Source organism: Nocardioides sp. Root1257, from assembly GCF_001425175.1.
Taxonomy (GTDB): domain Bacteria; phylum Actinomycetota; class Actinomycetes; order Propionibacteriales; family Nocardioidaceae; genus Nocardioides.
This window is the reverse complement of record NZ_LMDV01000013.1, coordinates 150,064-169,890: the sequence shown is the minus strand read 5'-3', so window position 1 is coordinate 169,890 and position 19,827 is coordinate 150,064. Positions and strand designations below refer to the sequence as shown.

The window sequence follows — 19,827 nt, the reverse complement described above, 5'->3', positions numbered from 1 at the left end:
CATCGTCACCTCACCACGGCCCGGGAGGGTCGTCGTCGTAGCAACCACGATGACGAGGAGACACGATGAACAAGCTCACGAGGACCCCTCTGCTCGCGGGAGCCGGACTGGCCGCGGCCGCGCTGGTCGCCTGGCAGGGATCAGCAGCCCTGGCCGACCACGGCGCCGACGACCCGACCACGCCGACGTCGACCGTCAGCACCTCGCCGACGGCGTCGCCCTCGGCCTCGCCCGACGTGCCGGGCGCCGACGACGACGCGGACCACGACGCGGGTGACGACCACCCGGGCGCCCGCCACCACGCCCGCCACGGCGCCGACGACGGGCCGGACCACGACGTGGCCGACGACCACGGTGACGACGGGCCGGCCCACGACGTCGGTGACGACCACGGCGGCGACCGCGACGACCAGGGCGACGACGACCAGGGTCGCGACGACGACCACCGGGCCGGGGACCACCGCGGCTCGGACCACGGCGAGGACCACGCCGACCACCACGACGACGGGGACGACGACGGCGACCACAGCGGCCACGGTCGTGACGGCGGCGACGACGACCAGGGCGACGACCACGGTGGCGACCACGGTGGCGACGACGGGGACCACGGCGGTCACGGCTCGGACGACTGAGTCACCGTCCGAGCCTTCGGGAACGGCGAGCGGCGCTCAGTGCCAGTCGCTGATCATCACGTCGCGCGGGGCAGGTGCGCCCTCGCCGGTCTCGACGAGCTGCTTGAGGCTGAGCAGGTACGACGCCCACTTGGTGCTGCAGTGGTGCATGAACTCGCCGGGCTCAACCCAGCCCTCGTGCTTGAAGAGCACGATCGTGTAGCCGTCGACCTCCGACAGGTCGAAGGTGACGTGCGTGCCGACCCACTCGGGCGGCCCGTCGGCGACCTGCCAGTGCACCCGCTTGGCGGGCTCCAGCTCGATCACCTCCATGTCGAAACCGCCGGGGATGAACCGGAACTCCAGCGTGCCGCCGACGTCGGGATCACCCGTCGTCCGGTCGGTCCACCAGCCGGCGAGCCCGTCGACGGTGGTGAGCGCCTCGTAGACCTCCTCGGGGCTCTTCGACGCCACGCCGACGCGGTGCAGGATGTCGACCATTGCCTTACCTCTTCTCGTTGTCGTTCTCGTTGTCGGTGTCGTCCTGGGAGCGTTCGATCGCCTCGGCGATCCGCTTGATGCGCTGCAGCCGGGCGTCCCAGGTCGCCCCGACCGCGGAGAGCTGCGCGACGGCGCGCGCGAACTGCTCGTCGTCCACGTGGTACCTCTTCTCCCGCCCGTACGGCGTGGCGTGCACCAGGCCGACCCGGTCCAGCACGCCGAGGTGCTTGGCGACGGCCTGCCGCGTGACCGGCAGCTGCTCGCTCAGGGAGGTGGCGGTGCCCGCGCCGCCGCTCAGCAGCAGGTCGAGCATCCGGCGCCGGGTCGGGTCGCCGACGGCCGACCAGAGGTCGTCGTCGATCGCCGGACCGACGGTGGGGGTCACGAGCTCGCGACCAGGCGGTCGGCGTACGTGCGCAGCCGCGGGATGAAGTGGTCCCAGCCCTGCACGTGGTCGACGTACGCCGCCTCGAGGACCGCGGCCTCCCAGCCCATCTCGCGGAAGCCGGTCTCGGTCATCCGCAGCGACGTGCCGGTGTCGGTCGGGGTGAGCTCGAAGACGACGAGCAGCGAGTTGCCGACCTCGGCCTCCTCGTCGATCGCGTGCGTCCACCGGAAGGCGAAGCGGCGCGGCGGGTCCGACTCGACGACGGTCATCGCGACGACGTTGGCCCGCGGGTTCGCGTCGTCGCCCCAGATCAGCTCACCGGTCGCGCCGGGTGCCGACGAGTCGAGGCTGATGTCGTCGGGCCACCACTCCTTGAGGTGCTCGGGGCGGCTGACCACCTCGAACACCACCTCGGGCGAGGCCTGGACGTGGATCTCGCGCTCGATGCTTGCGTACTCCATGGGATCTCCCGGTTCCGTAGTGCAACGTTTGGTTGCACATCACCGTAGACCGTGCTGTCGCCAAATGCAACCGTTGGTTGCGGGTCGGCGGTGAGCAGGCAACCGTTTCGGCGAGCCGTGCGGCAGGTTTCGGTTGCTGGCTCACCGCTGCCCGACGTCAGCGGTTGAAGCGGTAGCCCATTCCTCGCACCGTCGCGATCGCGGTGGGTCCGAGCTTCTTGCGCAGGTAGCCGACGTACACGTCGACCACGTTGGAGCCCGGGTCGAAGTCCATGCCCCAGACCTGGTCGAGGAGCTGCTCGCGGGAGAGCACCTGGCCGGCGTTGACCATGAACATCTCGGCGAGCGCGAACTCGCGGGCGGAGAGCTCGACCTCGCGCCCGGCGACGTCGGCGCGCCGGCTGCGTACGTCGAGGCGCACGCCGCCGGACTCCATGACATCGACGGCCGTCCGGCTGCCGTCGCCGTGCTGGCGCAGCCGGAGCCGGATCCGGGCGAGCAGCTCGGCGAAGCGGAACGGCTTGGGCATGTAGTCGTCGGCCCCGCCCTCGAGCGCCGAGACGGTGTCGCCGACGGAGTCGCGGGCCGTGAGCACGATGACCGGGAGCTGGGAGCCCTGCGAGCGGAGCCGGTCGAGCACCTCGAAGCCGTCGATGCCGGGCAGCCCGATGTCGAGCACCATCAGGTCGAAGTCGTCGCTCAGCGCGTGCTCCAGGCCGTGGCGGCCGTCGCCCACGCAGGTGGTGACGTGCCCGTCGGCACGCAGCCCCTTCGACACGAACGCGGCGATGCGCTCCTCGTCCTCGACGATCAGGATGCGGGCCACTCGTCCTCCAGCGTCTTGGTCCTGGGCAGGGTCACGACGAACCGGGCGCCCGGCGGCTCGGCGTCCTCCACCGTCACGGTCCCGCCGTGCGCCCGCACGACGGCCCCGACGATGGAGAGGCCCAGACCGAAGCCCTCGTCACCAGGGGGTACGGCGGAGCGGCCGAAACGTTCAAAGATCAGCTCACGGTCCTCGGGCGGTACGCCGGTCCCGGTGTCGCGGACCCACAGGCGGGCCTCGGTCGCGGTCGCCGAGGAGCCGATCGCGACGGTGTCGCCGTCCCGGGTGTGCTTGACCGCGTTGTCGGCGAGCTGCAGCACCGCCTGGGTGAGCCGCTGCTGGTCGGCGACGATCTTGACGTCGGCGCTGTCGTCCAGGACCCAGTCGCGATCGCCGAGCCCGCGCGCCTTCGCGACCAGGTCGAGGGTCAGGCCGCCGAGGTCCACCGGCGAGGACTGGAGGAAGTCGGGCCGGTCGCTCTTGGCGAGCAGGATCAGGTCGCCGACCAGGCGGGACATCCGATCGATCTCGTCGAGCAGCAGCAGCCGGGTCTCCGCGACGTCGTCGGGGTTGCCGGTGTCGAGCAGCTCGAGGTGCCCGCGCAGCACGGTCAGCGGCGTCTTGAGCTCGTGACCGGCGTCGTCGAGGAACTGGCGCTGGCCGACGAACGCCGCCTCCAGCCGCTCGAGCATGCCGTTGAACGTCCGGGTCAGCGCGGTGAGGTCGTCGTTGCCGGTGACCGGCAGTCGCTGGGAGAGGTCGTTCTCGGAGATCTCGTCGGCGGTCTCGCGCAGCGTGCGCAGCGGCGAGAGCAGCCGGCCCGACACCCACGCGGCCATCGCCGTGACGAGCAGCAGCGCGAGCGCGGCCACGATCGCGTAGGTGCGCATGGTCTCGTGCAGCCCCGCGCGCGAGCGGTCGAGGAAGGTGACGACCACGAGGGCGCCGGTCCGGTCGCCCTGGGTCACGCTCTGGGTGGAGACCTGGAGCTCGCCGAACTCGGAGTCGACCGTGGTGGTCCCGTTGTCGGCCAGCAGGGGGCGTACGGCGTCCGCGAACCAGGCGCTCCTGCTGATCGTGTTCCACTTCGGCGACTGGGCCTGGACGCCGTCGTCCCACCAGCCGATGAGCAGCTCGTTGTCGTCCGGGACGTTGCTCTCCATGAACTGCCGGACCATCGCCTGGGGGCTGTCGAAGGGCCGGCCGGTCGCCGGGTTGAGGCCCTTCGCCTGGAGCTTGGAGAACTCCGCGAACTCCTGGTCGACCTCGGCGGTGATCTGCTGGTCGACGCGTCGGGACTCGATCGTCGCGACGACCACCCCGGCGACCACCAGGCCCGCGAGCACGAGCAGTGCGACGGTGGCCGTGATCCGGACCCGGACCGAGACGCTAGTCCTCGCCACTGCCACCGTGCCCGCCGTCGTCGCCGCTGCCGTGACCGCTGTGGTCGTCACCGCCACCGTCGTCGCCACCGTGGCCCCCGCCGTCGTCACCGCCGCCACCGTGGCCGCTGTGGTCGTCGCCGTCGCCGTCGTCGTCGCCGCGGTCGTCGTGGTCGTCGAAGTCGTCGTAGTGCGGCGTGATGACCTCGACCTCACCCGTGTCGCTCGGCTCCGAGGTCGGCGGCGGCGTGCGGGTCGGGGTGGGGGACGGCGAGGCCGAGCGGCTGTGCTCGGTCTCGTTGATCTGGATCGTCTGCCGGGGCGTCGGGTCGTCCGAGGCGGACGCGGCGAGCGAGCCCGCGACGTACGCCCCCATCGGGACGACGAGGGCGAGCCCGAGCAGGACCTTCCAGACCGTCTTCATGTGAGGACCATCCTCCCCGATCGTGGGGCATCCATGAGAGCGCCATGAGAGGACTCTCATCCCCGCGGCGGCTGGCTACAGTGGCGACATGATCGTCCCGTTCAGCGTTTCGGACTTCATCGATCGAGCCGTGCAGGTCTACGGCGAGCGAGTGGGCGTCGTCGACGAGCCCGACCAGCCGGCGCCGCCGCTGAGTGGATCCTCGGGCAGCGGCGAGCTCACGTACGCCGAGGTCGGAGCGCTCGCGCGGCGGATGGCCGCGAAGCTCGACGAGCTCGGGCTGGAGGTCGGCGACCGGGTGGCGATCGTCAGCCACAACAGCGCGCGGCTGCTCACGGCGTTCTTCGGGGTCAGCGGCTGGGGCCGCGTCCTGGTGCCGGTGAACTTCCGGCTGCGCCCCGACGAGATCAGCTTCATCGTCGCGCACTCCGGCGCGCGGGGGCTGCTGGTCGACCCGGAGCTCGAGGACGCGCTGCAGGGCGTCGAGGCCGAGATCAAGCTGGTCCTGGGCGACGACGACAGCCTGTACGCCGCGGCCGACGCCGAGCCGCGCGCCTGGGAGCCGGACGAGAACGCCACGGCCTGCATCAACTACACGTCGGGCACGACCGCGCGCCCCAAGGGCGTCCAGATCACGCACCGCAACATCTGGGTCAACGCGGTCACCTTCGCGATGCACGCGACGGTCTCGGACCGCGACGTCTACCTGCACACGCTGCCGATGTTCCACGCCAACGGCTGGGGGATGCCGTACGCGATGACCGGCCTGGGAGCAAAGCACATCGTGCTGCGCAAGGTCGACGGCGCCGAGATCCTGCGCCGGGTCCGGGACCACGGCGTCACCGTGATGTGCGCAGCGCCGGCCGTCGCGGCGGCGGTCCTGGAGGCGGCGCAGACCTGGGAGGGCGAGATCCCCGGGCGCGACCGGGTGCGGATCATCATGGCCGGCGCGCCGCCGCCGACGAAGACCGTCGCGCGCGTGCAGGAGGAGCTGGGCTGGGAGTTCATCCAGATCTACGGCCTCACCGAGACCTCGCCGCTGCTGACCTTCAACCGCACCCGGGCCGAGTGGGACGACCTCGACGCCGAGGAGCGGGCGACGAAGCTGACCCGGGCGGGCGCACCCGCCCTCGGCGTACGTCTCGCGATCTCGGAGGGCGACCCCGAGGACGGCGGCGGGGAGGTCCTGGCGCGCTCGAACGTCGTACTCGAGGGCTACTGGGAGCAGCCCGAGGAGAGCGAGCGGGCGCTCGCCGGCGGGTGGTTCCACACCGGCGACGGCGGGGTCGTCGGCGACGACGGCTACCTGACGATCTCGGACCGCAAGAAGGACGTGATCATCACCGGCGGCGAGAACGTCTCCTCGATCGAGGTGGAGGACGTGATCTTCTCGCACCCGGCGGTCGCCGAGGTCGCGGTGATCGGCATCCCCAGCGAGAAGTGGGGCGAGACGATCATGGCGCTCGTCGTGCTGGCCGAGGGGGAGTCCGTGACCGAGGCGGAGCTGATCGCCTGGTGCAAGGAGAAGGCCGCCGGCTACAAGGCGCCGACGATCGTCGAGTTCCGCGACGAGCTGGCCCGCACGGCGACCGGCAAGCTCCAGAAGTTCAAGCTCCGCGCGCCGTTCTGGGAGGGGCGGGACCGGCAGGTCAACTGAGCCTGTTGGGGTAGTCCCTGACGTTTCGGCCCCTTGGGATCGCTCCCAGAGACCAAATCGTCAGGGACTACCCCAAGCCACGTCAGGAACCCTTGACGTCGAGCACGACCTCGAACTCGAGCAGCTCGGCGCCGGTCGCGACGGGGTTGGCGCGCTGCCCGGCGTGGGCCGCGGCCGCGCCGCCGTCGCGCCAGGCGGCGAAGGACTCCTCGTCCTCCCAGTGCGTGACGACGAAGTAGCGGTCCTCGCCCTTGACCGGACGGAGCAGCTGGAAGCCGAGGAAACCGGGCGAGCCGTCGACCGTGTGCGCGCGGTGGGCGAAGCGCTTCTCGAGCTCCTCGTGCGCGTCGGCGGGCACGGAGATGGCGTTGATCTTCACGACGGACATGCCACGAGCCTAGCCAGGGCGCACCGGGTCCCCGACCCGGATCGTCCCCGACGAGAGTGCCCGGAACGCCGTACCTCCACGACGGCGCAGCGCGACCCGTCCGCCCGGCCCGATGGAGGTCTCCATGATCCGGCACGGCGCCGCGATCCGGACCGCCTCCAGCAGGACCTCGCCGACGACGATCCGGGCGCCGGGCTCGGTCGGGACCGGTACGTCGACGGTGACGTTGCGCCTCGTCATCGGCGGGGTGACCGGCGCGCCCAGGTCGGCCGCCGCGGCGTCGAGGTCGGCCGCCGACTGCACGGTCACGTGTCGGTGCCGACTGCCGTGGTAGCGGTCGCCGACGATCCCGCTGCCGGCCTCGACCTGGATCGACTCGCGCGGCTCCATCGCGGCGTGGTGCTCGGCCGCGACGTACAGCGCGATGACGGTCCCCTCCACGACGTGCATCCTCCCCGATAGCCTCGGCCCATGCCTCACCTGTCGGACGTCGTCGACCTGCTCCACGGCTGGTACCCACCCGAGACGGCCGACTCCTGGGACGCCGTCGGCCTCGTGCACGGCGACCCGGAGCAGCCGGTCGGCAAGGTGATGTTCGCCGTCGACCCGACCCTGGAGGTGGCGCAGGAGGCGGCCGCGTGGGGCGCGGACCTGCTGGTCGTGCACCACCCGCTCTTCCTGAAGCCGGTCCACGGGTTCGCGGCGACCACGCCGAAGGGTCGGACGCTCGCGACCCTGGCGGGTGCCGGCTGCGCGCTGCTGACCGCCCACACCAACGCAGACCAGGCGCTCGGCGGCGTCTCGGAGGCGATGGCGACCGCGCTCGGCCTGACCGACGTCGCGCCGCTGCTCCCCGCGCCGGGTCTCTCGATGGACAAGCTGACCGTCTACGTGCCCGTCGACGACGCCGACCGGCTCCGCACGGCCCTGGCCGACGCCGGCGCGGGCCGGATCGGCGACTACGACACCGCGTCGTTCTCGACCCCGGGGACCGGCCGCTTCCGGCCGCTCGCCGGGGCCAACCCGACGATCGGCGACGTCGGCCGCCTGGAGGCCGTCGCCGAGGAGCGGGTCGAGGTCGTGCTGCCCCGCAGCCTCCGCCGGGCAGTCGTGGCCGCCATGCTGGCCGCCCACCCCTACGAGACCCCGGCCTACGACCTGGTCGAGCTGGCCGACCCCGGCACGTCCGACACCGGGACCGGGCGGATCGGCTCCGTGCCGCCGACGACGCTGGGGGAGTTCGCCGCCACGGTGGCCGGAGCGCTGCCGCCGACGGCGCACGGCGTACGCGTCGGAGGCGACCCGGACCGCGTCGTACGACGGGTGGCACTGTGCGGGGGAGCCGGCGACTTCCTGCTCGACACCGTCGCGCGCACCGACGCGGACGTCTACGTGACGAGCGACCTGCGGCACCACCCGGCGGGCGAGTTCCTGGAGCGGGGCGGGCCCGCGCTGCTCGACGTGGCGCACTGGGCGGCCGAGTGGACGTGGCTCCCGGTGGTGGAGGCTCGGGTGCGCGAGGCGCTGGACGATACGGTGGAGACCCGCGTGAGCACCATCTGCACGGACCCCTGGCAGCACCGCATCTGAGGAGACCCCGCTGAAAGCCGATCCCGCCGCCCAACTCAAGCTCCTCGACGTGCAGGAGCTCGACTCCCACGTCGACCAGCTGCGTCACCAGCGGGCCAGGCTGCCCGAGCTCGCCGAGATCGCCGAGCTCACGGCCAAGCGCACGGACGTCGACAACCTGGCGCGCGACGCCCGGATCACCGTCGACGACCTCACCACCGAGCAGAAGAAGGTCGACCTCGACGTCGAGGCGGTCAAGACGCGACGCACGCGCGACCGCGACCGGATGGACCAGGGCCTGATCACGAACCCCAAGGACCTCGAGCGGATGCAGCACGAGCTCCAGTCCCTGGAGCGCCGGATCTCCAGCCTCGAGGACGACGAGCTCGAGGTGATGGAGAAGATCGAGGAGGCGCAGAAGGAGCTCGTCCAGTACGAGACGATGGTCGCCGAGACCGACGAGCGGCTGACCGCGCTGGCGGTCGCCCGCGACGAGAAGGTCGCCGCGATCGACGAGCAGCTCCAGGACCTGGCTGCCCGGCGCGGTCCGGCGGGCGAGGGCCTGCCGGACGACCTCGTCGCGCTCTACCAGCGGCTGCGCGAGCAGAAGGGCGGCGTCGGCGCGGCCGCGCTGCGGGCGCGGACGTGCACCGGCTGCCAGCTGACGCTCGACTCGGTCGAGCTCAGCCGGATCAAGGCACTCCCGGAGGACGAGGTGGTCCGCTGCGAGGAGTGCAATCGGATCCTGGTGCGCACCTCCGAGTCGGGGCTGTGACGCAGGCTCGACCGAGCAAGGTCCTCATCCAGGCCGACGGGGGCTCGCGCGGCAACCCCGGCCCTGCGTCGTACGGCGCGGTGCTGACCGACGCCGAGACCGGCGACGTCCTCGCGGAGGACGGCAGCACGATCGGGGTGGCGACCAACAACGTCGCGGAGTACTCCGGCCTGATCGCCGGCCTGCGGCTGGCCGCCGAGCTCGCGCCCGACGCCTCTGTCGAGGTGCGGATGGACTCCAAGCTGGTCGTCGAGCAGATGTCGGGGCGCTGGAAGATCAAGCACCCCGACATGAGGCCGCTGGCCGCCGAGGCCGCCGAGCTGGCGCCGCCCGGCACGACGTACACCTGGGTCCCGCGGGAGCAGAACTCGCACGCCGACCGGCTCGCCAACGAGGCCCTCGACGGCAAGCGCAGCGGCGTGACCGTGGCCGGGGCCCCGAAGGTCGAGCCCAAGGCCGAGCCCAAGGCCGAACCCAAGGTGCGCGCCTGGGGGCCGCCGAGCGTGCCGACCACCGTCATCCTGGTGCGCCACGGCGTCACGCCGCACACCGTCGACAAGCGCTTCTCCGGCGGCCTCGCGAGCGCCAACCCGGGCCTGAGCGACGACGGCAAGGACCAGATCCGCGCGGTCGCCGACTGGCTGGGCCTGCTCGCCGACCGCGTCGACGCCGTCATCTCCTCACCCGTACGCCGCACGCTGGAGTCGGCCGAGATCATCGCCGCCGCGCTGGGCCGCGAGGTCGAGGTGGAGCCCGGCTTCGCCGAGATGGAGTTCGGCACCTGGGACGGGATGACCTTCGCCGAGGTCGGCGAGCGCTTCCCCGACGACCTCCAGGCGTGGCTCGGCTCGCTCGACGTGGCGCCGGGCGGGGGAGAGTCGTTCCGTGTCGTCGAGGAGCGGGTGCTCGCCGGTCTCGCGCGCGTGCTCGATGAGCACGCCGGCCGCACGGTCGTCGTGGTGAGCCACGTGACGCCGATCAAGACCCTCGTCGCGCACGCGCTGGACGCGCCGCTCGATGCCGTCTACCGGATGGAGCTCACGCCGGCGTCCGTCACCGTCCTGAACTGGTACGACGGCCGCCCGTCGATGCGGCTCTACAACGCGCTGCCGCCAGGCCGCGACCCGCTCGCTACACCTCGCTGACGACCACGTCGAGGCGACCGCCGTCGACTTCGACCGTCCAGCCGAGGTCGCGCAGCGCGTCCGCGAGCTTCGCCGGCGTCCGTGGGTCGGCGCCGCTCTCGAGCAGGGCCCGGACGATCCGCCCCTTGGTGGCCTTGTTGAAGTGGCTGACGACCTTCCGCTGGCCCTGGTGCTCGTGCAGCACCCGCACGGTGGCGACCTTGACGTCCGGCGTGGGCTTCCAGAACGCGCCGTACATGCCGCTACGCAGGTCGACGAGCAGGCCGCGTCCCACGGCCGCGGTCGCGACCGCGCCGAGGTGCTCGCGCCACACGCCGGCGACCGGGCCGAGCCCGGGCAGGGAGGCGTCGCCGGAGAGGCGGTACGCCGGGATCCGGTCGCTGGGGCGCACCAGTCCGAAGAGGCTCGACGTGACCGCCAGCCGTGCCGTGGCCCGGCGGCGGGCGGCCGTGGAGAGCGTCGCGACGTCGAGCGCGTCGTACAGGACGCCGGAGTAGACCTGATCGGCCCGCGCGGTCGCGCTGGTCCGCAGCGAGCGGTTGAGCGCGACCAGGTCGAGCTGGGTGCTGCCGATGCCGAGGGTCTTCGCGGCGACGTCGGGGTCGCCCTCGCACAGCCCGACCAGGGCGTCCAGGATCCGCTCGCGCGGCTCTGTCAGAGCGGCGAAGTCGAGGGCGGCGAGGTCGAGCGGCTTGCCACGACGTGGCGCGGACTTGCCCTCGCTGGGCGGCAACAGGATGAGCACGCAGTTATGGTGCCGGTATGCCGAGCAGTCGCGTCGTCCGGGTCCGGTCCGTCGATGACGGGGTGGCCGCGGCCACGCTGCGGGGAGGCATCGAGGCCATCCTGAGCGAGATGGATGTCTCCCCGGCGTTCCCACCGGAGGTCGAGGCTGCGGCCGAGGCCGCGGCGGCCGCGCCGCGCCTGCCGGAGCTGGACCGCACCGACGTCGCCTTCGTGACGATCGACCCGGAGGGTGCCCGCGACCTCGACCAGGCGATGCACCTCTCGCGCGCCGACGACGGCGGGTTCGTCGTGCTCTACGCCATCGCCGACGTCGCGGCCTTCGTGACGGCCGGGGACCCGGTCGACGTGGAGGCGAACCAGCGCGGCGAGACGTTGTACGGCGCGGACACCAAGGTGCCGCTGCACCCGCCGGTGCTGAGCGAGGGTGCCGCGTCGCTGCTGCCCGGCGAGGTGCGTCCGGCGCTGCTGTGGACGATCAAGCTCGACGCCGAGGGCACGCGCACCGACGTACAGGTGGAGCGGGCGCGGGTGCGCTCGACCGCCCAGCGGACCTACGAGGAGGTGCAGCGCTCGCTCGACGACGGCACCGCCGACGAGTCGATGGTGCTGCTCAAGGAGGTCGGCGAGATCCGGATCGCCCGCGAGGCGGCGCGCGGCGGTGTCTCGCTGCCGCTGCCCGAGCAGGACGTCGACGTCCAGGGCGACCGCTGGCACCTGGAGTTTCGCGAGCAGCTGCCGGTCGAGCGCTGGAACGCGCAGATCTCGCTGCTCACCGGCTACGCCGCCGCCGACCTGATGATGTACGCCCGGGTCGGGCTGCTGCGCACCCTGCCGCCGCCGGACCCGCGTGACGTGCAGCGCCTGCACCGCACGGCCCGCGCGCTGGGGATCGAGTGGCCGGCCGAGCTGCTCTACCCCGACTTCATCCGCTCGCTCGACCCGTCGATCGCTGCGCACGCCGCGATGGTCAACGCCTCCGCCCGCCTGCTGCGCGGCAGCGGGTACGTCGCCTTCGACGGCGAGGTGCCCGCGCAGCCGCTGCACTCGGCCCTGGCGGAGGAGTACGCCCACGTCACCGCGCCGCTGCGTCGCCTGGGGGACCGGTACGCCGGCGAGGTGTGCCTCGCGCTCTGCGCCGGCACGGAGATTCCCGACTGGGTGCACGCCGCGCTGCCGGGGCTGCCGAAGACCCTGCAGGCCTCGGCCTCGCGCGCGCACGCCTACGAACGCGCCGTGCTCGACCTCGTCGAGGCCGGCGTCCTCGCCGACGACGTGGGCACGACGTACGCCGGCGTGGTGGTCGACGTCGACGACAAGGACCCGCACCGCGGCATCGTCGTCGTGCACGACCCCGACGTCGAGGCGCGCGTCGTCTCCACGTCGCCGCTGCCGCTCGGGACCGACGTACGCGTGCGGCTGTCGGTAGCAGACGTGGCGACGCGCCGCGTGGAGTTCGAGCTCTCGGCGGACTGACTCACCTCTGCGGGTGAGCGGTGGACCAGACCTCCGGTGGCCGATCGCTGCCATGGCCGGATCCGGCGCCCTGATCGCCCGGGTCGACCCCTAGCGTCACCAGGACATCGAACTGGGGGGAACCGTCGTGATGACGAAGCTGCGCGCCCGCGCGCTGACGCGGACAGGTCTGGTCGGGGTGCTGGTCGCCGGCATCCTGGCGCTGGTGCCGGTCGCGCCGGCGTCGGCGATCCAGACGATGGCATGGACCACGGCGCCGCCCGCGACCGCCGCCCTGGGCCAGCCGGTCTCGTTCGCCTGGACCGGGACGGCGAACACGTTCCTCGGCGCCCGCATCACCGGCTGCTTCGCCAACTTCCCCGATTCCCCCAACTACACGAACACCTTCGGCGGCAACTTCACGACGGGCAACTGCAACATCACGAACCGCGTCGTCACCACGTCCCCGACGTACACCATCCAGGTCGGCTTCAACCTCTCGACCGGCGGCCAGATGACGATGAACTGGAACATCAGCGTCCAGGCCGTCTCGCCGACCCTGATGAGCCTGCCGACCGGCAACGCGCTGAGCCTCACGGCCAACACGTCTGGCGGCGCCACCGTGCCGGCGTGGAACGTCTACGGCTACGACAGCACCTACGGCACCTACTCAGCCACCTGCACGCCGGCTGCCGGCACCATCATCTCGGCGCCCGGGACCACCGGCTCCTGCTCGGCCACCAACCCGGGCGGGCAGACCACGACGCAGGCCATCACCATCAACGTCGCCAAGGGCACGCCGACGGCGATCTGGAATCCGGCCGGCCAGTACAACGCCGGCACCACCTGGGCCTCGGTCATGAACGCGTCGGTCACCCCGGCAGGGCTGGCCGGCACCTGGACCTATAGCGACGGCAACGCCAATCCGATCAACAGCAACGCCGCGATCCCCGTCGGCACGACCCAGGTCACCGCCACGTTCAACCCGACCGGCACCACGGGCACCAACTGGAAGTCCGCCACCGTGACCCGGAACATCACCGGGATCCAGACGACCCAGTCGGTCTCGTTCTCGAGCCCGCCGTCGTCCAAGACCTACGGCAACGCCCCGTTCGCCGTCACGGCCGTCGGGACGTCGGGCGGTGGCCAGGTGGCCATCAACGCCCAGGCGGGCAGCCCGTGCACCGTCGCGAGCCCGTCGGGCACCACGACGGTGTCCGCGACCGTCACGCTGACCGGCGCCGGCAGCTGCGTGCTCCTCGCCAACCAGGCGGCCAGCGGCTCCTACACGGCGGCCCCGCAGGGCAGCTGGACGGTCGCGGTCGGGAAGGCCACGCCGTCGGTCAGCTACACGTCGGCCTCGCAGATCACCTACGGCACGACGCTGGCCTCGGTCCTCAACGCCACCGGCTCGGTGCCGGGCACGATCACCTACACGATCAGCGGCACGCCGGTCAGCGCGAGCACCGTGCTGAACGCCGGCACCTACCTGATCACTGCGACGCTGACTCCGACGGACAGCGCCGACTACACGACGGCCTCTGCGAACCTCAGCCAGACCGTCACCCGGGCCGACGCCGGCCTCTCGGTCAACCCGGTCGCCGACACCACCTACGGCACCGGCGTCCCGCAGATCACCGCCTCGGCAACCTCGCCAGCGACCCGCCAGTACTCGACCAGCACTGCGAGCGTCTGCACCGTCAGCAGCTCCGGTGCCGTCACCCTCGCCGGCACCGGCACCTGCACGGTGAGCGTGTCCGTCGCCACGGCGGCCAACTTCAACGCCTCGACCAAGTCGGTCAGCTTCAACGTCGCCAAGGCGGTGCCGAGCCTGGCCTGGTCGTCGCCCGCAGACATCACGTACGGCACCGCCCTCGGCGCCGCCCAGCTGGAGGCGGTCCTCAACACCTCGGCGTTCCCCTACGGCACCCCGGCGATGGGCGACATCGTCTACACCTACGGCAGCGGCCTCCCCGCCTACGGCGCCGTCCTCGGCGCGGGCGACCACGTCCTCACGGCGACCTGGACCCCGTTCGCCAACTTCGCCGGCCGCTACGGTCCCGTGACACGCACCGTGTCGATCCACGTGGCGAAGGCAGCGCCGACCCTGACCTGGGCCGCGCCGGCCGACATCACCGACGGCACGGCGCTGGGCGCCGACCAGCTCGGCGCCACGGCCGACCAGCCGGGCACCTTCACCTACATCCTCGACGACGAGACCGGTCCGGCCACCGGACGGAAGCCGGCGATCGGCGATCACGTGCTCCACGTGCGGTTCGTCCCGGACTCCTCCGACTTCGCGGTCGCGACCGCTCAGGTCCCGCTGACCGTGTCGCCCTCGCCCGAGGCCCCCGACGTCCTCGGCCCGGCCGTCCAGCACCAGGTCGACGAGCAGCGGGTGGAGACCCAGGCCGACCTGTCGGCGGGGGAGACCCGCACGATCTCGGTCGGCTGCCCGAGCGGCTACGTCGCCAGCGACGGCTCCGGCCGGGTCGACGCCGTCGACCAGGGCACCGGCACGCTCGCCGACGTACGCGTCCTCGAGTCGCGCTCGACCGCGCTCGACACGTGGACCGTGACGATGACCAACCACGCCACCGGGCGTGCGCAGGGCAAGGTCTTCGCCGACTGCGTCCAGCGCGAGACCTCCACCGTCGACGGCCACCGACACGCGCTGGTGCTCGACCAGGCCTCGCCCGTGACCCGGACCCTCTCCGGCCCGACCACGGTCACCGTCGCCTGCGCGGACGGCCGGTCGCCGGTCGCACCCGGCTTCGAGCTCGACGGCGACGCCGTCGTACGCCGCAGCGCGCCGGACGGCTCGTCCTGGGTCTTCGAGGTCGTGCCCCACGGCGCGACGACCGGCACGTTCTCCGCTCGCTGCCTCGCCCACCGGGTCGCGACCGTCGACGGCCACGACCACCGCCTCGCCCTGACCCAGGTCGACCAGCACGTGACCGTGGCGGCCGGGCAGGTGGCCGAGCTCCAGACGACGTGCGGTGACCTGGCGCGCGGGATCGTGGGCGGCTGGTCGCTCGACGACGGCCTGGTCCTCACCGGCGCCGACCCGCGCGCCAAGACCCGCGCCACGCGGCTCTTCAACCCAACCGGCGCGCCGCTGTCGGCCGACCTCACGCTCGAGTGCCTCGACACCCGGACCGTGGGCGGCGCGGACAGCACAGCGGCGCCGGTGCCTCCGGTCGCTGTCGCCGCGCCCGCGGCCCAGCAGTCCGTCGCTCGCCTTGCCTCGAGTGCGGTCACCGTCCTCGCCCGTGGCCGCATCTCCGCAGCCGTCGTGTGCGGCGACGGTGGGACGCGGTGCACGGGCACCGTCAGCCTGGTCGCGCTGCGCAGCCAGCGTGTCGCCGGCCGGGTGCTGCGGAAGGGCACGGTGCTCGCGACCGCGACGTACGCCGTCGCCGCGGACAGCGCGGGTCAGGTGGTGCTCCGGACCACCCGACGCGGCCACCAGACCCTGCGTGCCCACGGCCTGCGGCGCGCGCAGCTGCGGATCGACGACCAGGTCCGGACGGTCCGCCTGCGCCGCTAGCGGGTGGAAGTCACACGCGAGCGCTGAGCGGAGCCTCGACCGGCTCGGACGACCCGATCCGGGCGTGGACCGCGAGGGTGTCGCTCCTGGCGCCGTCGACCCAGATGTGGGTCGCGCCCTCCTCGGTGAGGACGTGCTCGACCGCTGTCAGGAGCTTGTCCATCAGCGTGAGGGGCAGGGCCGTGTTCAGGTTGAAGATGTGGTTCTCCGCGAGCATGCAACGTCCTTGGGCCAGGAGGGGGGACCCATTGGCGGCGCGGAAGGGGGCTGGCTGCCTCAGGTCGAACGAGCCGCAGATTAGCGCGTTGATCTGCCGCTCGGGAAGGTTCTGGCGCAAGTCTTGTCATAAGTCGGCAGGTCGCACGTGCGCCGCCGCCACCCACCCCAGGTGCGCGTGCGCTTTCAGGTTGCCGCCGCCGTCCACCCAGACCACCAGCGCCTCCCAGCTCCCGCGGCTGTCGACCCGCCAGTCGATCAGCACCCCGGCGTACCGGTACGCCGGGCTGCCGGTCACGTTGACCCACACATGGCGGGGCATCGTGTGGCCTCGCTGCCCTGATCCGTCACCCGCCCTCACAGGTCCAGATTAGAACATGTGTTCGATCACGGGTCAGGGTGCTGCTCGTTCGTCCGGGACGGCACCCGGCCGCCCGCTCGTCCCCGGGCTGGTATCGGTCTGTGAGAGCCACGTTGACCTCCTCGCGGTGTCGCGCCCGTCGCTCCGGCGCATTTCGACCATGGCACTCCGTACACACGGGCGACAAGCAGCGACCGGCAACGTCCGACGGGTTGGCACGAGGTCACGCACCCGACAGCATGGTGACCGGTGCCTGGCAGGGAGGTGGGTGGTGGATCTCGACACTGGCCTGCGCGCGCTGCTGGTCGTGTCGATCGTCTCCGCGGCGGCACCGTTCGTGTGCGCGCTCCTCGCCCGCTTTCGGGTTCCCCAGGTGGTGGTGTTGATCGTCGGCGGAGTGCTGGTCGGTCCCGAGGTTGCGGGGCTGGCGGAGCCGGACGCTATCGCGCTGGTCGCCAACGTGGGTCTGGGCTTCCTGTTCCTCCTCGCCGGCTACGAGCTGGAGCTCGACCACTTCGGTGAACGCTCCGGCCGGCTGGCCGTGGCCGGCTGGTTCGTCAGCGCTGTGCTCTCGGTCGTTGTCACCGGCGCGCTCGCGGCGGCCGACATCGTCCACGCCTTCGTCCCCGTCGCGCTTGCGCTGACCGCGACGGCGCTCGGAACCCTGTTGCCGATCTTGCGTGACAACGACATGTCGGCCGGCCCTCTGGCGCGGTTCGTGCTGCCCGCCGGGGCAGTCGGTGAGTTCTTCCCGATCGTCGGCATCGCTGTCTTTCTCGGCTCACGTGGCCGCCTGTTCGGCCTGGTCTCGCTCGTGGCGATGTGCGTGCTGGCGCTGGGCCTGACCTGGTTGCCGCGGCTGGCCCGCCTCGATCGGTTCGAGGCGATCTCCCGCAGGGGCGAGAACGCGACGTCGCAGACGACGCTGCGCCTGACCGTGATGCTGTTGTTCGGCCTGCTGGTCTTCGCGAGCGACGTGGGGCTGGACGTGGTCCTCGGTGCGTTCCTCGCGGGCGTCGTCCTGCGTCGTTGGGCGCCTGGAGACGTCGAGGCCCTCGAGGACAAGCTGGACGCGGTGGGCTACGGGTTCTTCATCCCGGTCTTCTTCGTCTCCTCAGGTATGGGTCTCGATCTCGACTCGATCAAGGAGGCGCCGGCCCGGCTGGTCGGATTCTTCGTGCTGCTGCTCGCGGTGCGCGGTCTTCCCTCGCTCTTCCTCTACCGCCGCGACCTAGTGCTGCGTCAACGGGTGCAGCTGATGCTGCTGACCGCGACGTCGCTGCCCCTGCTCGTCGCGCTGTCCGCAATCGGGCTGGACACCGGCCACATGCTGCCGGAGAACGCCGCTGCACTCGTCGGGGCGGGCGTGCTCTCCGTGATGGTCTTTCCTGGACTGGCGGTTGCGCTCAACCGCCCCGTGCGCGCCCGCGATCCTGACGAAGCACCACCTGCCGGTGCCGAGCCGTCGCTGTAGCGAGCATGGGGGTAGCGACGTACGCCGATGAGGAGTACCAAGGAAGCAGCGGGTACCCCCGCCCGCGGGACGGACGGACACCATGGCAAGTCAGATGCCGGATCACCGCAGCGAGCCGACACGGGCGTACGACGAGCGGTGGGCCTCGACCATCGCGTTTCTGGGCGCGGTGCTGCTGGGCGCGGGAATCATCGGGCTGTTCATGTTCATCACCTGGTTCACCTACGCAACGGACTGACGTAGCTCGTGACGACCAAGGAGGACTTCTCCGAGGAGGAGTGGACCCGGATCGTCCGAGCACCGTTGGTGGCCGGACTTGCTGTCGCGCTTGCCGATCCAGGCGGTCCGATCGAGGTCGCGAAAGAGTCGATGGCGATGATCAGGTCCGCCACCAACCCGTCCAGTCGCGAGCAGCTGGTCGCCGAAGCTGCGCTCGACATCCAGGCAGCGGTCCAGCAGAAGAGGAATCCGCTCAAGGGGTACCGCCCGACCTCGCCAGGAACCGCCCCGGCGGGTGATCAGGTCCTGGTCGAGCTCAGGGAGGTCCGGGCGATCGTTGCTGCGCGGGCGACCCCTGACGAGACGACCGCCTTCGGGCAGTGGCTGGTCGAATCGGCGCAGGCCGCCGCCGACGCTGCGAAGGAGGGAGGCTTCCTGGGGTTCGGTGCGAAGCAAGTGAGCGAGGGGGAGCAGCACATGCTCGACCAGGTCCGCGCGGCCGTCTCACCCACCTGACGGTCGCAGGCATGACGTCGTCCCAGCCTGAGGAGGACGGACCGGACGCTGCCGCCGGTCGCCGAGCTCGAGGCGGCCTGGGCGAGCCTCGGTGGCCGATGGCCGGTGCAGTCCTGGTGTCCGTTGCTCTGCAGCTCTCACTCCCCGATCGTCATGTGCTGTCCCCGTCGGTGCTCTTCCCGTCGGTGGAGGTGCTTCTCCTCGCGGTACTCGTGGTCGGCGATCCAGGTCGCATCGACCGGCGTTCCCCGACCCTCATGAGGCTCACGATCGCTCTGGTGGTTGTCATGACCGTGGACAACCTCGCCGGGGTCGCGGAGCTCGTTCGAGGCATTCTCGATGGGTCGGACCGTGACAACGGCCCGGTACTCCTGGCGACGGGAGCGGCGCTCTGGGTGACGAATGTGATCGCGTTCAGCCTGTGGTTCTGGTTGCTCGACCGGGGCGGCCCGGCCGCTCGCGCGTCGGGCAGGCCGCTCGCCGCGGTCTTCGCGTTCCCGGAGAACGCCGCACCCGACCTGGCCCCGCCGAGCTGGTGGCCGCAGTACCCGGACTACCTGTATCTCGCGTTCACCAACTCAGCCGCACTCAGTCCCACGGACACGATGCCGCTGACCCGCTGGGCAAAGATGCTGATGCTCCTCCAAGCCTCGATCTCGTTGGTGATTGCCGTCATGATCGTCGCGCGAGCCGTCAACATCCTCGGCTAGCGGAGACATCTCCCAACACCGTCGACAGGTACCCGGCCCGACATCCGCGTGGGTTCGTGCGACACAAATGGGTGGCAACTCCCCATGTGCCGCGGATGCGACGGCGCGAGTGTTGAGGTCCCGGCGGCACGAGGCCCCGGGACGACACAAGGAGTAGCAATGCAGCGTTTCATCATCGAGCGGGAGATCCCGGACGCGAAGGACCTGACCCAGGACCAGCTGGCCGAGATCGCCCGCACGTCCAACGCGGCCGTCGAGTCGCTCGGGGTCCCGTACGTCTGGATCGTCAGCTACGTGGCTGGCGACCGGATCTACTGCATCCACGACGCCGTCGACGGGGAGGCGATCCTCGAGCACGCCCGTCGAGGCGGCTTCCCCGCGAACAGGGTCACGCCCGTCGTGGCGGAGTTCGGACCGCACACGGCGAACGTCTGAGCCGACGGCCACATGACGAC

Annotated in this window: 23 protein-coding genes; 12 read left to right on the top strand and 11 right to left on the bottom strand. The window is 71.6% G+C overall.

The features are described 5' to 3' along the window. Positions 1-65: 65 nt before the first annotated feature. On the top strand, positions 66-632 hold the full coding sequence (locus tag ASC77_RS23870) for a hypothetical protein (RefSeq protein WP_056159101.1): 567 nt from the start codon (positions 66-68) through the stop codon (positions 630-632). 36 nt (positions 633-668) lie between these two features. On the opposite strand, the gene ASC77_RS23865 is transcribed toward ASC77_RS23870, so the two are convergent. The 6 genes from ASC77_RS23865 to ASC77_RS23840 all read right to left on the bottom strand — a co-directional run bounded on the left by ASC77_RS23865 (position 669) and on the right by ASC77_RS23840 (position 4,593). Then, on the bottom strand, positions 669-1,112 hold the full coding sequence (locus ASC77_RS23865; RefSeq protein WP_056159098.1) for an SRPBCC family protein: 444 nt from the start codon (positions 1,110-1,112) through the stop codon (positions 669-671). Between the two features lie 4 nt (positions 1,113-1,116). Continuing rightward, the gene (locus tag ASC77_RS23860) at positions 1,117-1,497 is read right to left on the bottom strand and encodes an ArsR/SmtB family transcription factor (RefSeq protein WP_235547925.1); all 381 of its coding nucleotides are present in this window, start codon (positions 1,495-1,497) and stop codon (positions 1,117-1,119) included. Continuing rightward, on the bottom strand, positions 1,494-1,961 hold the full coding sequence (locus ASC77_RS23855; protein ID WP_056159095.1) for an SRPBCC family protein: 468 nt from the start codon (positions 1,959-1,961) through the stop codon (positions 1,494-1,496). The genes ASC77_RS23860 and ASC77_RS23855 overlap by 4 nt, the downstream gene beginning before the upstream one ends. A gap of 157 nt (positions 1,962-2,118) precedes the next feature. After that, on the bottom strand, positions 2,119-2,787 hold the full coding sequence (locus tag ASC77_RS23850; RefSeq protein ID WP_056159092.1) for a response regulator transcription factor: 669 nt from the start codon (positions 2,785-2,787) through the stop codon (positions 2,119-2,121). Continuing rightward, positions 2,772-4,241, bottom strand: a complete 1,470-nt coding sequence (locus tag ASC77_RS23845; RefSeq protein ID WP_235547923.1) for a sensor histidine kinase — start codon at positions 4,239-4,241, stop codon at positions 2,772-2,774. The genes ASC77_RS23850 and ASC77_RS23845 overlap by 16 nt, the downstream gene beginning before the upstream one ends. After that, positions 4,177-4,593, bottom strand: a complete 417-nt coding sequence (locus ASC77_RS23840) for a hypothetical protein (protein ID WP_056159085.1) — start codon at positions 4,591-4,593, stop codon at positions 4,177-4,179. Before ASC77_RS23840 ends, ASC77_RS23845 begins: the two co-directional genes overlap by 65 nt. An 88-nt stretch (positions 4,594-4,681) precedes the next feature. Here ASC77_RS23840 and ASC77_RS23835 point away from each other — a divergent pair, with 88 nt between their 5' ends. Then, a complete protein-coding gene (locus ASC77_RS23835) occupies positions 4,682-6,250 on the top strand; it encodes an AMP-binding protein (RefSeq protein ID WP_056159082.1) in 1,569 nt (522 codons plus the stop codon). 82 nt (positions 6,251-6,332) lie between these two features. Here the strand turns inward: ASC77_RS23835 and ASC77_RS23830 are convergent, their stop codons facing one another. Beyond that, positions 6,333-6,638, bottom strand: coding sequence for an antibiotic biosynthesis monooxygenase family protein (locus tag ASC77_RS23830; RefSeq protein WP_056159079.1), 306 nt, complete (start codon positions 6,636-6,638; stop codon positions 6,333-6,335). A gap of 9 nt (positions 6,639-6,647) precedes the next feature. Then, positions 6,648-7,079 carry an MOSC domain-containing protein gene (locus ASC77_RS23825; protein WP_200945124.1) on the bottom strand — a complete coding sequence of 144 codons (432 nt, stop codon included), beginning with the start codon at positions 7,077-7,079 and terminating at the stop codon, positions 6,648-6,650. Between the two features lie 30 nt (positions 7,080-7,109). Here ASC77_RS23825 and ASC77_RS23820 point away from each other — a divergent pair, with 30 nt between their 5' ends. The 3 genes from ASC77_RS23820 to ASC77_RS23810 are packed head-to-tail and all read left to right on the top strand — an operon-like array spanning position 7,110 to position 10,127. Beyond that, entirely contained in the window at positions 7,110-8,228 is a 1,119-nt protein-coding gene (locus ASC77_RS23820) for a Nif3-like dinuclear metal center hexameric protein (protein ID WP_056159071.1), read from the top strand. Positions 8,229-8,277: 49 nt separating this feature from the next. Further along, positions 8,278-8,982: a zinc ribbon domain-containing protein gene (locus ASC77_RS23815; RefSeq protein ID WP_200945123.1), complete on the top strand. Its 705-nt coding sequence runs from the start codon at positions 8,278-8,280 to the stop codon at positions 8,980-8,982. Next, positions 8,979-10,127: a bifunctional RNase H/acid phosphatase gene (locus ASC77_RS23810; RefSeq protein WP_056159065.1), complete on the top strand. Its 1,149-nt coding sequence runs from the start codon at positions 8,979-8,981 to the stop codon at positions 10,125-10,127. Before ASC77_RS23815 ends, ASC77_RS23810 begins: the two co-directional genes overlap by 4 nt. On the opposite strand, the gene yaaA is transcribed toward ASC77_RS23810, so the two are convergent. Further along, on the bottom strand, positions 10,114-10,872 hold the full coding sequence (gene yaaA, locus ASC77_RS23805; RefSeq protein WP_056159062.1) for a peroxide stress protein YaaA: 759 nt from the start codon (positions 10,870-10,872) through the stop codon (positions 10,114-10,116). The genes ASC77_RS23810 and yaaA overlap by 14 nt on opposite strands. Before the next feature lie 17 nt (positions 10,873-10,889). Here yaaA and ASC77_RS23800 point away from each other — a divergent pair, with 17 nt between their 5' ends. Together ASC77_RS23800 and ASC77_RS23795 are read left to right on the top strand one after the other, a co-directional pair. Then, positions 10,890-12,347, top strand: coding sequence for an RNB domain-containing ribonuclease (locus ASC77_RS23800; protein WP_056159058.1), 1,458 nt, complete (start codon positions 10,890-10,892; stop codon positions 12,345-12,347). Between the two features lie 130 nt (positions 12,348-12,477). Further along, positions 12,478-15,876 (top strand): hypothetical protein, encoded by a 3,399-nt coding sequence (locus ASC77_RS23795; protein WP_056159054.1) that lies wholly within the window; start codon positions 12,478-12,480, stop codon positions 15,874-15,876. A 10-nt stretch (positions 15,877-15,886) separates the two neighbouring features. Here ASC77_RS23795 and ASC77_RS23790 read toward each other — a convergent pair whose 3' ends face one another. Together ASC77_RS23790 and ASC77_RS23785 are read right to left on the bottom strand one after the other, a co-directional pair. After that, positions 15,887-16,093 carry a hypothetical protein gene (locus ASC77_RS23790; RefSeq protein ID WP_056159051.1) on the bottom strand — a complete coding sequence of 69 codons (207 nt, stop codon included), beginning with the start codon at positions 16,091-16,093 and terminating at the stop codon, positions 15,887-15,889. Positions 16,094-16,219: 126 nt separating this feature from the next. Then, complete coding sequence (locus ASC77_RS23785; RefSeq protein WP_156391263.1) at positions 16,220-16,414, bottom strand: hypothetical protein; 195 nt, start codon at positions 16,412-16,414, stop codon at positions 16,220-16,222. A 310-nt stretch (positions 16,415-16,724) separates the two neighbouring features. Between ASC77_RS23785 and ASC77_RS23780 the strand changes: the two genes are divergently transcribed. The 5 genes from ASC77_RS23780 to ASC77_RS23765 all read left to right on the top strand — a co-directional run bounded on the left by ASC77_RS23780 (position 16,725) and on the right by ASC77_RS23765 (position 19,807). Beyond that, a complete protein-coding gene (locus tag ASC77_RS23780) occupies positions 16,725-17,927 on the top strand; it encodes a cation:proton antiporter (protein ID WP_200945122.1) in 1,203 nt (400 codons plus the stop codon). An 82-nt stretch (positions 17,928-18,009) separates the two neighbouring features. Beyond that, positions 18,010-18,165 carry a hypothetical protein gene (locus ASC77_RS26875; protein WP_156391262.1) on the top strand — a complete coding sequence of 52 codons (156 nt, stop codon included), beginning with the start codon at positions 18,010-18,012 and terminating at the stop codon, positions 18,163-18,165. An 8-nt stretch (positions 18,166-18,173) separates the two neighbouring features. Further along, the gene (locus tag ASC77_RS23775; protein WP_056159041.1) at positions 18,174-18,662 is read left to right on the top strand and encodes a hypothetical protein; all 489 of its coding nucleotides are present in this window, start codon (positions 18,174-18,176) and stop codon (positions 18,660-18,662) included. 98 nt (positions 18,663-18,760) lie between these two features. Further along, a complete protein-coding gene (locus ASC77_RS23770) occupies positions 18,761-19,372 on the top strand; it encodes a hypothetical protein (RefSeq protein WP_156391261.1) in 612 nt (203 codons plus the stop codon). Positions 19,373-19,531: 159 nt separating this feature from the next. Further along, on the top strand, positions 19,532-19,807 hold the full coding sequence (locus ASC77_RS23765; RefSeq protein WP_056159036.1) for a DUF4242 domain-containing protein: 276 nt from the start codon (positions 19,532-19,534) through the stop codon (positions 19,805-19,807). Positions 19,808-19,827 lie beyond the last annotated feature (20 nt).

Coding starts and splice junctions, on each gene's coding strand:
- ASC77_RS23795 (WP_056159054.1), top strand. CDS start 12,478: ATGACGAAGCTGCGCGCCCGCGCGCTGACGCGGACAGGTCTGGTCGGG.
- ASC77_RS23870 (WP_056159101.1), top strand. CDS start 66: ATGAACAAGCTCACGAGGACCCCTCTGCTCGCGGGAGCCGGACTGGCC.
- ASC77_RS23790 (WP_056159051.1), bottom strand. CDS start 16,093: ATGCTCGCGGAGAACCACATCTTCAACCTGAACACGGCCCTGCCCCTC.
- ASC77_RS23770 (WP_156391261.1), top strand. CDS start 18,761: ATGGCCGGTGCAGTCCTGGTGTCCGTTGCTCTGCAGCTCTCACTCCCC.
- ASC77_RS26875 (WP_156391262.1), top strand. CDS start 18,010: ATGGCAAGTCAGATGCCGGATCACCGCAGCGAGCCGACACGGGCGTAC.
- ASC77_RS23835 (WP_056159082.1), top strand. CDS start 4,682: ATGATCGTCCCGTTCAGCGTTTCGGACTTCATCGATCGAGCCGTGCAG.
- ASC77_RS23840 (WP_056159085.1), bottom strand. CDS start 4,593: ATGAAGACGGTCTGGAAGGTCCTGCTCGGGCTCGCCCTCGTCGTCCCG.
- ASC77_RS23800 (WP_056159058.1), top strand. CDS start 10,890: ATGCCGAGCAGTCGCGTCGTCCGGGTCCGGTCCGTCGATGACGGGGTG.
- ASC77_RS23765 (WP_056159036.1), top strand. CDS start 19,532: ATGCAGCGTTTCATCATCGAGCGGGAGATCCCGGACGCGAAGGACCTG.
- ASC77_RS23855 (WP_056159095.1), bottom strand. CDS start 1,961: ATGGAGTACGCAAGCATCGAGCGCGAGATCCACGTCCAGGCCTCGCCC.
- ASC77_RS23865 (WP_056159098.1), bottom strand. CDS start 1,112: ATGGTCGACATCCTGCACCGCGTCGGCGTGGCGTCGAAGAGCCCCGAG.
- ASC77_RS23820 (WP_056159071.1), top strand. CDS start 7,110: ATGCCTCACCTGTCGGACGTCGTCGACCTGCTCCACGGCTGGTACCCA.
- ASC77_RS23785 (WP_156391263.1), bottom strand. CDS start 16,414: ATGCCCCGCCATGTGTGGGTCAACGTGACCGGCAGCCCGGCGTACCGG.
- ASC77_RS23830 (WP_056159079.1), bottom strand. CDS start 6,638: ATGTCCGTCGTGAAGATCAACGCCATCTCCGTGCCCGCCGACGCGCAC.